The organism is Bdellovibrio sp. HCB290 (assembly GCF_047305925.1).
GTDB lineage: Bacteria > Bdellovibrionota > Bdellovibrionia > Bdellovibrionales > Bdellovibrionaceae > Bdellovibrio.
On the sequence record NZ_CP178620.1, the window covers coordinates 1153869 to 1166658 of the forward strand.

The 12790-nt window shown below is 46.3% G+C and carries 12 protein-coding genes and 1 pseudogene; 9 read left to right on the forward strand and 4 right to left on the reverse strand.

Translation table 11 applies throughout. The features are described from left to right. Positions 1–78 precede the first annotated feature (78 nt). The 7 genes and pseudogenes from ACLVWU_RS05680 to ACLVWU_RS05710 all read left to right on the forward strand — a co-directional run. Positions 79–474, forward strand: a complete 396-nt coding sequence (locus ACLVWU_RS05680) for an NUDIX domain-containing protein (protein WP_413577991.1) — start codon at positions 79–81, stop codon at positions 472–474. Positions 475–578: 104 nt separating this feature from the next. Then, positions 579–1355 carry a substrate-binding periplasmic protein gene (locus ACLVWU_RS05685; RefSeq protein WP_413577993.1) on the forward strand — a complete coding sequence of 259 codons (777 nt, stop codon included), beginning with the start codon at positions 579–581 and terminating at the stop codon, positions 1353–1355. A gap of 91 nt (positions 1356–1446) precedes the next feature. Further along, complete coding sequence (locus tag ACLVWU_RS05690) at positions 1447–3192, forward strand: phospholipase D-like domain-containing protein (protein ID WP_413577995.1); 1746 nt, start codon at positions 1447–1449, stop codon at positions 3190–3192. Between the two features lie 30 nt (positions 3193–3222). After that, on the forward strand, positions 3223–5502 hold the full coding sequence (locus ACLVWU_RS05695) for an FAD-dependent oxidoreductase (RefSeq protein WP_413577996.1): 2280 nt from the start codon (positions 3223–3225) through the stop codon (positions 5500–5502). A 110-nt stretch (positions 5503–5612) separates the two neighbouring features. Beyond that, positions 5613–6755: a winged helix-turn-helix domain-containing protein gene (locus ACLVWU_RS05700; protein ID WP_413577997.1), complete on the forward strand. Its 1143-nt coding sequence runs from the start codon at positions 5613–5615 to the stop codon at positions 6753–6755. A gap of 79 nt (positions 6756–6834) precedes the next feature. Further along, positions 6835–7425, forward strand: a complete 591-nt coding sequence (locus tag ACLVWU_RS05705) for a hypothetical protein (protein ID WP_413577999.1) — start codon at positions 6835–6837, stop codon at positions 7423–7425. A gap of 64 nt (positions 7426–7489) precedes the next feature. Further along, positions 7490–7762: pseudogene (locus tag ACLVWU_RS05710) on the forward strand (GNAT family N-acetyltransferase); the annotation flags it as partial. Between the two features lie 108 nt (positions 7763–7870). On the opposite strand, the gene ACLVWU_RS05715 reads toward ACLVWU_RS05710, so the two are convergent. The 3 genes from ACLVWU_RS05715 to ACLVWU_RS05725 form a co-directional block, all read right to left on the reverse strand. Next, entirely contained in the window at positions 7871–8227 is a 357-nt protein-coding gene (locus tag ACLVWU_RS05715) for a hypothetical protein (protein WP_413578000.1), read from the reverse strand. Between the two features lie 171 nt (positions 8228–8398). Next, a complete protein-coding gene (locus tag ACLVWU_RS05720) occupies positions 8399–9364 on the reverse strand; it encodes a hypothetical protein (RefSeq protein ID WP_413578001.1) in 966 nt (321 codons plus the stop codon). Between the two features lie 101 nt (positions 9365–9465). Then, positions 9466–10326 carry a S1 family peptidase gene (locus ACLVWU_RS05725; RefSeq protein ID WP_413578002.1) on the reverse strand — a complete coding sequence of 287 codons (861 nt, stop codon included), beginning with the start codon at positions 10324–10326 and terminating at the stop codon, positions 9466–9468. A 179-nt stretch (positions 10327–10505) separates the two neighbouring features. Here ACLVWU_RS05725 and ACLVWU_RS05730 point away from each other — a divergent pair, with 179 nt between their 5' ends. Both ACLVWU_RS05730 and ACLVWU_RS05735 read left to right on the forward strand, forming a co-directional pair. Further along, positions 10506–11627, forward strand: coding sequence for a BamA/TamA family outer membrane protein (locus ACLVWU_RS05730; protein WP_413578003.1), 1122 nt, complete (start codon positions 10506–10508; stop codon positions 11625–11627). A 66-nt stretch (positions 11628–11693) separates the two neighbouring features. Next, positions 11694–12308: a DUF938 domain-containing protein gene (locus ACLVWU_RS05735; RefSeq protein WP_413578005.1), complete on the forward strand. Its 615-nt coding sequence runs from the start codon at positions 11694–11696 to the stop codon at positions 12306–12308. Positions 12309–12329: 21 nt separating this feature from the next. On the opposite strand, the gene ACLVWU_RS05740 is transcribed toward ACLVWU_RS05735, so the two are convergent. Then, positions 12330–12785: a helicase gene (locus tag ACLVWU_RS05740; RefSeq protein WP_413578006.1), complete on the reverse strand. Its 456-nt coding sequence runs from the start codon at positions 12783–12785 to the stop codon at positions 12330–12332. Positions 12786–12790 lie beyond the last annotated feature (5 nt).

Below are 12790 nucleotides of genomic sequence, written 5' to 3' on the forward strand. Positions count from 1 at the left end.
CGTGACTTGCAACTTTGAAATCTACATACTTTTTTTGAACATCAATGAACGTTAACCGTAAACATAAAGGAAGCGTGCATGACCTTCTCTAATCCAGTTCCAGTCGCTGTTGCAGTAGTGCCTTACAAAAATGGTTTATTGGGAATTCGTCGAGGTATCGAGCCCAAGAAAGGGCAGGTTGCTTTTCCGGGTGGTTACATTAATTCAGGCGAAACATTCCATCAGGCTCTTAGCCGGGAACTTCTGGAAGAGACGGGCATCAGTATTTCTGAAGACGCTTGGGATGTATTCCATATTGGTGATTCGCTACAATCCAATCGCATTTTGATCTTTGGAATCTGCAAGGGAGTGGATCAGGCAAATTTAAAATTCAAATCTGACGAGACTCAAGAAGTTCTGGTTATCGATCCAGCAACTTCGTTAGCATTTCCGTTACACGATGATGTAAAAAGAAAATTCTTTGCGTCCACGTAGTCTGTCCCTGAAAAGTAAACGTACGTAAATTTAAAAGGATTAAGATACTAACCCAAGGTCAAATGTAAGTTCACATCACTAAATGTTGGCGCTATAATTTAAGAATGCGCCTAGCAATTATATTTGCCATTCTGATTGGGTCATTGAGTGCGAAAGCAGCGTGTGAAAAACGCTACATCTTTGGCTTTGTGAACACCGGACCCTCGTTCATGGTTTCAGATCAAGGTGAAAAGCAAGGTCATTCATATTCCTTATTGCGTGAATTGGTAGAGCGTATCGGTTGTAAGTCCAGCGAGAATCCAGCTTCCTATGCGGCAAATGCTGAGCTTTTTAAACGTAATGGCCTGGACATTTATGGTCTTAGCATTCCTGATTCGAATCTGGAAAATCGCGGTGAGTTTGTAGAAGTTTATCGTGTTCCACGTTGGCTGATTGTTCGTAAGGACAGCTTCGTCCCTGGAGCTCCAATTTCCTCGTATTTCAAAGATAAGAAAATCATTTTCGGCAGCATTATTGGTCGGGGACTTTTCATTAAACCCGATGAAAAAGAAGAACTCTACAAAGATCATCGTATTCGCGAGTACCCAACTCCTGCAGAAGTTTATAGCGCATTGAAATCGGGGAAGGTGCAGGCTGCATTCACTTCGCCAGTTTTTAATTACTACTTCGTTCGCGAAGAGGTACGAGTTAAATCTTTGGTCACAGTACTTGATACTGACTATATTTCGCCGATTGGTTTCTATGTTTCAAAATCCCGTCTTTCCCCGCAAGAGCGCAATTCAGTTCGCCGACACTTGGCGGATATGAAGAAAGATGGAAGCCTGCAAAGTATTACCAAGGACTATCTTTTCGAGGAAGACCTCAAGTACTATTCCCCTTAGTTGAACCCCTTATTGCACCGGTTATTTGGTACGACTTCTGAATTACCCATTTTCGTAATTCAAGATTGCTATCAAATGCAAGGAGCGCCCTATGGGTCTTTCTAAGGTGAATAAGTTTTTGACAGTGAGCGGCCTTTTGTTGCTTACTTCTGTTTCCGCGTCCCAAGCCCTTGCAGCGGAACAGTGTTCGGCGGTCTTTGCCACTAATTCCCAGGCACTTCCTGCTGACGTAAATCCCGTGCTCTTAATGAGTCTTTTCAAGCAGCAGGTTCAAGCGCAACTGGGACAGTACGCTTACCAAATCGTAAAAGGCAATCCTGCCGAAGTTTTAAAGAGCAAATCTATTTCACCACTGATTGTTCGCGATCTTGCAGAACTGGGCACCCTTAAGCAGGAAACTGCTCTGTTGATGGAGATGGCAAAGCTTTCCACTGCAGGGAAGTTAAGACCGGCGCTGGTGACTTTGATGGAACAATTGAAAACCCTACCAGAGCTTGGCGGGAAGCCGAATCCGTTGATTGGTTTAGCTCCTGAAAAACAAGCATACTTGCTGGAAACTGCTGTCAGCTCGATTGAAGGTGTTTTGTCTTTGCGTGGACTTACAAATTCCAACGTAAAGTATGTTGAGTGGCCGGTACTTTCTAAAACTATGACTGAACGCTTGGATAAAGCTCCAGTGGGCCTTGATCATATTTTGCACTTTTCGAAATCTGAATTTCATAAAACTTCTGAAGTTAAAATCCTGGTTGATGGCGAGCAGTCCTTTGCGATGCGTGACAGCCTTATGAGCAAAGCCAAGAAATCCATCGATATTATGACGTGGGCGGTTTATTCCGACAAAACCGGTTTTGAAGCGGCTGACCTGCTTATCCGCAAACATCAAAGCGGCGTAAAAGTTCGCTTGATCGTGGACGGACAAGTTGCTGGTAAACCCGGCTATACCGAAGCCGTGCAAAAGATGGAACAAGCGGGCATCGAAGTCATTCGTTGGACGAGTGCCTCCCACTCTTTCAAAGGTCAGCATCGCAAGATGTTGATCATTGATGGCGAGCACGTGATTGCCGGTGGCTTGAACTTTGGTGATGTGTATAGCCATAAGAATCCTGATGTTAATGTGCCTCGCTGGAGAGACACGGACGTTTACATCCGCGGTGAATCCACCAACGTGAGTCGCCAGCTATTCGCTGACGTTTGGAATCGGCAGGTGAAAGAGAAGAATCTTAGTTTCAAGCCCATTCAGATTCGTGAGAAAAAGCAAGTGGCGCCAGAGACGGGTGACCTAGTCGCAGTTTTGAACCACGACCCAGCAATGGATCAATCGGGCAGTACGATCATGATGACGTTGCTAAAAGGTATTCGCGAAGCGAAAAGTACAGTGGATATTGAAAACGCCTATGTGGTGACGTTCCCGGCTCTTAAAAACGAAATCCAGGCGGCTGTGGCTCGTGGAGTGCGTGTGCGTGTTCTTACCAACTCACACACTTCTGTGGATGAGCCTATTGTCAGTCTGCCGATTTTAAGAAGTGCCCACGAGTTGGCCTCTATCGGCGCGCAGGTGTACCTAAGAAAAGGCTCTACATTGCACTCGAAGCTTGCAGTGATCGACGGCGAGTACTCGATGGTTATGTCTTACAACCTGCACCCACGTTCTGAGAAGGTGGAAGGCGAGATGGCCATGGTCGTAAAGGGCAAGCGTTTTGCTGACTCTGTTACTGAAGCCTTTATGGCCGATATCAGTCCAGATCGTGCGACGCATATTCCTTCACCAGACTTTATTCAGTTGCCAAGTGATCCATCTGTGATCCCGGTGCTGCGTATTTTCTTTGATATGCTTTAACCATCAACGCTATTGCCAGGGTATAAAAGAATGAAAAGTTTGGCCGGTTTTGCATTCATACTAATTTTAAGCCTATCCGCCTTCGGTGGCGATAAGACCATGCGTATCGGTATCGTTGGTGGCGGACCTGGCGGCCTCAGTGCCGCGCACCGCTTGCAAAAAGCCGGCTTTACCAACGTTGTTGTATTAGAGCGAGCTCCCGAAGTTGGCGGGAAGACCGAGACCATTCAATATCAAGGTCAAAACTACGAAATGGGCGCCATCATGAGTGGTCCCTCCTATGAAGAAGTCGTTAGATTGGCTGCGGAAGTTGGTGAGAAAATCGTTCCCTTTTCCCCGGGTGCAGATACAGTTGTTGAGGCGGATCCTGCAAGTCCTAAAATGAAGGCGATGTCGTGGGGTAAAAAGTTGGGTTATTTGGCGGCGGCAGTCGAGTATCACCTGATTTATCGCAAGTACAGCCGATACCTCGCTAATCCTGGCATGAGTGCAATTCCAGCAGAACTTAATGAGCCTTTCTCTACGTGGATCGCGAAGAATGCACGCTTCCATGGGAAATTGCAGGAGCTGCTTTCGCATAGCTTCGTGTCCTTCGGTTACGGGTACATGAGCGAAATACCGGCGGCTTATGTTTTAAGATATTTTTCACCGCGTTTGCTGCGCTCATTTATGTTCGGTCAGGTGCGTATGCTTGAAAACGGCTACCAAAACCTGTGGAAAAAAATTGCGGCTCCGCTAAAAGTAAAAAATAATTTTGAAGTCAACGAAGCTAAGCGCATTAATAATGAATGGCATGTTCGTTCAAATACGGGCCAACAAGAAATCTTTGATGTGATGATATGGACGGCCCCTTTGGAAAAGGCCGCGCAGGCATTGCCCCTGAATCCGCAATTGAAAAGCGTATTTTCGAAAATCGAGTATCAGTACTATAACTCCGCGTTGGTTGAAGTTGAAGGTTTGCCGAAACGTGGAAGTGGCGTTGTGACAAAAAATTACGACTCGTCACAAGCAGGAAATGTCGTTTCATGGTTGCATCGTTGGCCGAATAAATCCAATGTTGCAAACTTCTATACTCTGTCAAATCAGTTCATGAGCCCGGAAGCGGTGGAGTCTGGGTTAAAGCAATTTGCGGATACCCATGGTTTTAAAATCAACAGTGTGGTGAAATCCGTAGGATGGAAGTACTTCCCCCATTTTTCACAAGAAGCTTTGGATCAGCACGCCTACCAGTTGATAGAAGGCACTCAAGGACGTGAGGGTCTGTACTTTGCCGGCGAGCTTATGAATTTTTCAACCGTTGAGCACTCGGCGGAATACTCGCGTGATCTGGTTGATCGATATTTTATAAAAACGGAAAAGCTTTCAGCGGTCTTGCCTTCCAATTACGACGGATCTACAGGCAAAGAAAAGCTGCAAGTTCTTTGGAAGCGCATTGTGGACTCTGAATACGATCAGCGCCCGACCTACGCCGATGTGAGCAGCGGCATGTGGAAACAGATGTCGTTATTTCTGCCGGCCGCTTTAAGTAAGGCCTTTAACAATAATACGGATATCATTATCAAGGGACGAGAAAAGGTAATTCACAAATTAGGATCAACTGCTCTGATTCACTTTGAGCCCAAGGATTCAGGATACAATGCCTTTGATGCATTAATCCGTTTGTCTAATGCGGTTGATGGTTCTGGGGGTCTTATGTACCCAAGCTTTTCTATAAAAATACCTCTGGATGGAGTGGGACGTTCAATTAATTTCAATGTGGGGAAGTCATTTGACTCGCAACACATTGGCAACAATCCCAAGGGGCCGACAGACTACAATTTCTTCCGGGACGACAAAGTATACCCATTCAGTAATGAACTTCCCAATATCCGCAATACGCCCGGTGGAAAAGTATTTAAGTGGATATTTGATCAAGCCCATTTGGCGCCAAATTATATTCCCGTTGATGAAATGACCAAGATCATGAATAAACCGGCGCCTCGGCGTTTTGTTTTTAGGGCACCACCAAGTATTCGGAACCTAATGCAGTCTGAAGTATATCAGGACGAGAGAGAAGTTTTCGAGCGTATCCCTGAAGGGACTGTCTTATTTGAAGTTTATGAAAGCACAGGTCTTCAAGACCCAGGTCGTCTGGTCGGAGAGATCAAGACGGCATCTCGTTTTGTATCTTCAAAATTTGGCGATCAAAATCTATTCTTCCGTCACGAAAGCCGCGACGTAAAGAAGCCTCAAGCCGAGTTTTCCCGTAATAGCTATGAGGAAATACGTGGCAAAACAGGAATGCCCCTGAGCTGCGCAAAAGTCTTCTAAAAAAAAGCCAGTTCACTTTGTATCTGCCTCCATGTATGATGATGCACTATCAAGCTGATGTTTTTTCGGCGTTTTGCAACCCGCGCGTTGATTGTCTGAGGCACACTTTTATGTCTAAAACTATTCTCTCCAAACCCCAAGTCCGTTCACTATGGCTCAAGTCCCAAGGGCTGCATGAGCCACATCCGTTTGGCAGTGGGCCGAAAGCCACGGTGAAAGCGATCAAGCATCTAGGGTATGTGCAGATTGATACGATCAGTGTGATTGAGCGGTGTCATCATCATATTCTTTATTCGCGTATTCCGGATTACAAAAAATCTCATCTGCAGCTGGCGCAAATCAGAGATAAAACAGTTTTTGAATATTGGACTCACGCCTTGGCATACATAGCGACGGATGATTTTAAGTATTTCATCAACGATATGAAGCGCCGGAAAAAGAATCCATCCAGTTGGTATTCGTCGGTGACGGAAGCAGATGTCAAAAAATCGGTGGCCTTGGTGAAAAAGCAGGGGCCTATTTCCATTCGCGATGTGAATGACGAAGTTCTAGTGGATAAGGATCATCCTTGGGCCAGTAGGAAGCCTTCTAAGAAAGCTCTTCAATGCGCGTTTAATGGTGGGGACTTGGTCATCTCTGAACGGGTGGGGATGTTAAAGAAATATGAACTGACGGATCGACACTTTGCTTGGACGAAGCGGCCGAAAGCGGCGACGCCTGGTGAAGTTTATGAATATCATATTGATCGCGCCTTACGCTCGCAAGGGGTGGTCAGTCTTGATTCGATCGCTTATATGCAAAAGGCCGAGCCCAAGAAAGAAATTCTTAAGCGCATTGAAGCCCGAGTTTCTAAGGGCACTTTGATTCCGGTTAAAGTATCAGGCATTGAAAAAGTTCAGTTTTGGATTGAGCCCGCGTATCTGGAAGAGGGGATCGAAGACGCCAATGATCTGACACATATCCTGTCGCCTTTTGATCCTTTGGTGATCCAACGAAAACGCTTTCATATGTTCTTTGATTACGATCATCGCTTTGAGGCTTATGTGCCCAAAGAGAAACGCAAATATGGCTACTTTACATTGCCTGTGATCATTGGTGATCAGGCCGTGGCCGTGTTGGATTTAAAGACGGACCGACAAAAGCAGGAATTGCTGATTCAGCAGTGGAGCTGGCTGGGTAAGCATAAGTCAGCTAAGAATAAGAAGTTGATAGAGCAGGAAATTGCGCGTTTTGAGAAGTTTCAGCTGGCATAACGGTATACATGGAATTTGCTCACCGCAACTAATCTCGAACAGAGTTGATATTCCATAAGGGGCATATAATGATCTGGCCATGGAATCAGTCAGCGCAATCTATGAATTATTAGGTGTATCGCCAGAACAGGCTGACCAGAAGGCGCGAAGCCTTCTGCTGTCGGCTAAGACTCAAGCAGATAAAGATTCCATCAATTGGGCCAGAGGTTTCGCTCTGGTCGAGCTTAAGAAGTTCAACGAAGCTCTCGATATCTGGCAGGAAATTTTCAATCGAACCCATGATCACAAGGCGCTTCATCAAATTGGTTTTGTCCACAGAAGTTCTGGCAACCTTTCCATGGCTGTTAATTTATTCATTCAAGAGCAAGCCCTTATTTCAGCTGATGATCTTCAATCCCGGGCGATAAACTTTTACGAGCAGTCTTATTGCAATTTGCTTTTAGGCTACAACCGGAAAGCTCAGGAATGCTTTCAGCGCTATGAAGAGCTGAATATGGACGAATCTGATTTAATTGAACGAGGCTGCTTTTATCGCCTAAAAGGGGATCTTCACAAATCCAATGATAAAGCTCTGGCCAAAGCTGCCTATGAACAAAGTTTGAATTTTTTCACACAAGCCGAAGACAGTGTTGCATCCGCAGAGATAAAAGAAAGACTTTCCGGTCTATGAATAATTCAGCGATAAATTGGGAAGATGTGGTCGAAAGTGACTACGAGCGTTTTTTGCTAACGTCTTCAATAAAGATGGTTCCTCCGCTTTCTTAATGGACATTTATTTCTATCCTCAGTTCAGAGGTAAAGGTTTTGGCTCGCAGTTGATGCTAATGCTGAAGGAAGAACTACTTTCCATGAGGGTTGCGGGTCTTGAACTGGGTGTGTTTACGCGGAACGAACCCGTCGTGTGCCTGTATAAAAAGCTTGGCTTTAAAGAGCTAACAATAGACGGCAGTAGTATGAAAATGTCCTGGAATCTAAATCACCAAAAAACAAATCCTGTTGAAAATTAAGGCTGGCTTTGTCCCATTGACGGAACTGTTCCTTAATCAAGCTTCGGAAATAAAAAAAAGGCCCCTTATCGGGGCCTTTCAACCAATTATCGGTATTATCCGATTGTCTTAGTATACTTTGCAGTTAACAGATTCTGAAGAAACAGTACCTGATTTAATAGTCAAAGTTTTAGCAGTCAAATCTAGAGCGAATGATTTTCTACCGCTTGTGCCGATAACACCGTTTGCAGCAACGATATCAGCTACTGTTTGATTAGCATAAAGAGTGTCTTCAAAAATATCTGCATACTTTGCGCGGTCATTACCAGCACTGAAGATTTTTGCGTAAACCATGTTGCCTTCGTCATCTTTCAAATCGTGAATTTGCAAAGTTGAATTAACGCCACGGCAAACCAAAGTTTCAGCTTGAGCTTGGGAAGCGATACCAGCGATCAAAAGAAGGGAAACGGTCAAAAGCTTTTTCATCTTAATCCTCCAAGGATTGTAATTGTTAACATTTGCAAACGGGGTAGCAAGAAGCGAGCTCGCGTCCGTATTCAATTTAGAGGTGGTAGAGGTATAATCAGGTGGCCATACCTTTGACAGGGGGCTCAAAAGGGGGACTCTCGGTTTCGTTAGGAAAACGTTTGGGTACCTCTAAAACGAGCAGGCCAAACCCACGGACCAACCGGTGACGTTATCACCGAACATATAGCGACCCACCAGGCGGGTGCGGGTGACCCAGACATTATAGTCACTGGAATCCAGTTCAAAGCCGGCGCCCACGGTAGCAAGATAGTGGAACCCCAGGACTCCGGTTTGGTCACCCATATAGTGGGAGCCTGAGGTCTCTAAGACATAGCGAAAAGGCTCGCCCAGCATTCGCCACTCCCCTAATGGGGCACGCCAGCGATAGTAGATATTTGCGGTTTCTGAATCAGAATATCCGCTAACTGAGCGACTTCCACCCATGCTTTGTAAATGCATATAGGAGTAGCGAATCTGCAGGTCCACATCACGGCCTCTGACGTCGTCATGAAACTCGTAGGCCAGCATCACGGCTCCGCCAAGACCACCGACGGTAAGATTTCCGTTATCCAGAAAATCTATGTTTTCCATGTCTTTATAGTCCGCGATCACGGCGGCACCTATTTCCGTGTCACTGAAAATCATACCAAAAGAGAAATTGAAGATGGGGCGTATCACCCAATCTTTGTAGATTTCAAAATCCCAGCCGACACCGCCCTGCAGGGTTCCGGAGTTCCACTTTAGTGGCACTGAGCGGGTCTCGGTTCCATCGGTTGCGATGAATTTGGGGTCATAGCGGCTGTAGGCGGCGGCTCCCTCAAGATAAACAGGAGCGGTGCTGCTGACGGTAAAGCCACCACCGAATTGAGTCATGGCGATCGCGGGATTACCGGTTTGTGCATTGTTCACTGCAAGAGAGCTTGAAGCTAAATCCGGGATGGCCGAAAAGGACATGAGAGCGACAATAGAGTTGGCTAGCTCTTGCGGGTTGACGTCGCGCAATTGAAAAGCGCCCTGCGCCTTCGCTGACAACAGGAGGGCGAAGACTATGTAGTAGCACTTCTTAAACGAGCTGCGAAAGTAACCTATTCCCATAAGCGGAAATTCCCACAATATCCTTTTGTATCATGGGATCCCGGCTCGCTTGGCTAGATTTGAGCGGGTAGTGGCAAAAAGCAAATGTGGAACTGGCGCCTTTATTTTTGCGCATCTGCGTGAACTTGATCAATCCACTTGGCATAATAGGCAACCTTCATTGCGGTTGAGCTGCCGTTGGTGCAAGAGACGTGACCTAAGAAGTCCTTCGTGCCGGTAACAGAAGAAGTGACACCAATCAGGCGGGGCTTGCCGTTGATGGTGATAAATTGACCGCCACCAGAGTCTCCGCTGCAAACGAATTGGGAGTTTCCTTTACTACGCATGACATAGCGATCAGGCACCAAGCCGTATGCGCCGTTTAGTTTGATCACAGCCTTATACAAATCCCCAGCGCTGCCAAAGCCCATAGAAAGGGCTTCGCGTGAATCTTTGTTTTTTCCATAGCCATAGACGTTTAAGAAATTGTTTTGGTAATTCACCTTTTGATCGCGTTCAATTTCCACAGGCTCAAATCCGTCAGGAATACCGCCTTCAAAAAATGCGATGGCAAGATCATTTAGAAGACCGATCTTGGTTTTGCGGAAGTCTTTGTGAGTAACTACGTAAGTACCTTCACGCTTTAAGGCGTCACGAGTGGCAATACCCTTGTTGTTAGCAAAGATAATTTTAAATCCGGCAAGTGTGGGGCTTTTTTTGTCATAGCAGTGAGCAGCTGTCAGCACACTGTGATCACTTAGCAACGTCGCCGTGCAAATGCCGGTGGCCATACCTATACTGTTAACCGGAAGAAACAACACGACACTTCGCGAACCATCACCTGTTCTGGTTGTAACTTTTTTTCCGTTAATGATGGCAGACTCATCATTGTATAAATCAAGAGGTGTATTTTCAGAACCCGGTCCACAGGCTGACAGAACGCAAGCGGCTATCATGATCAAGAATACGAAGCGTGTTTTCATGGAGCTGTTTATAACCGAAGCCCCTGAGGGCGGCAAGTTGGTGGAATTCGACTGTATTAACTGCATGACGCGACTTCAAACTTAATTCTGAGGTCGTTCGGTCCCTGAAGGATGTGTTGATGCTAAAAAGCAATTCTTGATCCCTAGGAGCGATCATAAAGGCACCGTAAGATTTATTGATGAAGTTGTTGGTACTTTTAATTTTTACAATTCTATCTTCTTCGTTGGCTCATGCAGATTCCATCTTCTTTGATCCCGAAGATCATTTCTTAGATGCCAGTGAATGGTTGCTCAAGCACCGCGGTTTTTTGCCGGTGCCGATTATCATCACAGAACCTGCCGTCGGTTATGGTGGGGGCGTGGCTTTGGTTTTTATGAGCGAAAACGAAGATGCCCCCTCCACCAGAAATCGCTTTATTGCACCCACCGTGACGGGAGTCATGGGGGCCGCCACTGAAAATGGAACCTGGTTCGGAGGGGCTTTTTATCTGCGCAACTGGGACAAAGATCGCTGGCGCTACTTGGGATTTGTGATGGCGGCTTCAGCGAATTTGGATTTTTACGGTCTATCTGGATTTGGTGCGGATAATGAATTTCACTTTGGATACAACCTGAATGGCTGGGGAGTGTTCAATGACCTGCGGGCACGCATCAATGACAGTAACTTCTTTTTGGGTGGACGCTACATCTATACTGCCTTGAATGTTGATTTTGATGGATCGATGTTGCCACCGGCAATACAACCTGACGATATAGAAAACCGCAACGGCGGGATTTCGCTTTTAGTCAGTTACGACAACCGCAACAATACGCTGTCGCCGCAATCGGGTCTTTACATGGAGTATCGCTACTATGTTTTTGATGAAGCCCTTGGCGGAGATTTGGATTATCACGTGCAGGCGGTGGACTTTCAGGGCTTTGCCCGTGCCAGCGAGCTGTGGGGCTTTGCGGGGCGCTTGCAGGCAAAGTGGGTGGGTGATGAAGCTCCGTTTTATGCCAAGCCCTATATCAGCTTGCGGGGTATTCCCAAGCTTCGCTATCAAGGTGAAATTGCAACCTCCATTGAAGGGGAGCTTCGCTATAAGCCCCATCCGCGTTGGGAGGCCTCGTTGTTTGCAGGTGTCGGGCGCGCGGCTGATTCCGGCCAGGATCTGAAGGATGCCGAGTCTGCGTCGGCTTATGGTGCGGGCTTTCGATACCTGATTGCCAGACTTTTGGGCTTTCAAATGGGATTAGATATCGCAAAAGGGCCTGAGGAGTGGGTCTTTTATATACAAGCCGGTGGAGCGTGGGGGTTTTAGGTTGCCTTTACCACCATTGGAAAATACCTTGGCGCTTCGTTTTAATATTACCGGGCAAGGATACCTATGGAAATTCCATTTTCACCAGCAGCAGATCGCAACAAAGAACCCATCCTGGAAGTGCTAAAAAAAGTTCTGCGTGCAGAAGATCAACGACTTTTGGAAGTGGGAGCGGGAACAGGTCAGCATGCCATTTATCTGGCCCCATTTTTTCCAAAGATGGAATGGCAACCCACTGAGGTCAGTGAAAATCTGCCGATGTTAAAAGCGGCGATTAAAGAAGCGAACATTCCGAATATTAAAACACCTTATCGTATGAAGGTCGGCGAAGACGACTTTCCGATTCGCACCTATGATGTGATTTTGACGGTTAATACCTTTCATATTATGAGCTGGAAGGAATGTAAGACCTTCATGAAGCTAATCAGTGGCCGCCTGCAAGAGGGGGGAAAGGTTTTGATCTACGGACCGTTTAACTACAATGGAAAGTTCACTACGCCAAGCAATGAAGAATTCGATAAGTCCCTGCGGGCCGAAAATCCATCACATGGGATTCGTGCTTTTGAGGACGTTATAAGTGCCATGTTTAAAAATGAATTTGAACTTTTGAAAGATTACGAGATGCCTGCCAATAATCGCATGCTGGTTTTCCGACGCTTGAAGTTTGTCGGTAAACGATAGAGCCACGCTGGTGCAACCAACCTATTTTCCTCGCAACGAACTATAGATTAAGTCCCACTGAATCTGTTTTGATTTGGCTTCGACAGAATAGAGTTCCTGGCTGGTTAACTGTTTGTAACCGCGATGGCGATTCCATCCGTAGCCCCAGCGAAATGGAGTGTTGAATTGAGGTCCACCGCCTAAGCTGACGGCGCGGTAATAGATGTTGCCGACAGTTTCGTTGGAGTGTTCTGTGATGCAGGCATTGAAAGACAAATCTGCCTGTTCTTTTTGTGCGAGTGTGCCGCCTTGCCAGTAGGCGTAGTCGTGCTGCACGCAGCACTCCAGGAATGCATAGGGATTATCTCGAGGTCCATTGGGGCTCATGCTGCAGCCGTCGCTGGTGAATGGAAGAATACCTTCGCGATAGAAGTAATCGCGAAAGGATTGGCAGGAAGTTAAAAGAAATATGATGCAGGCAAGGCCGGTCAGCTTCATACCTT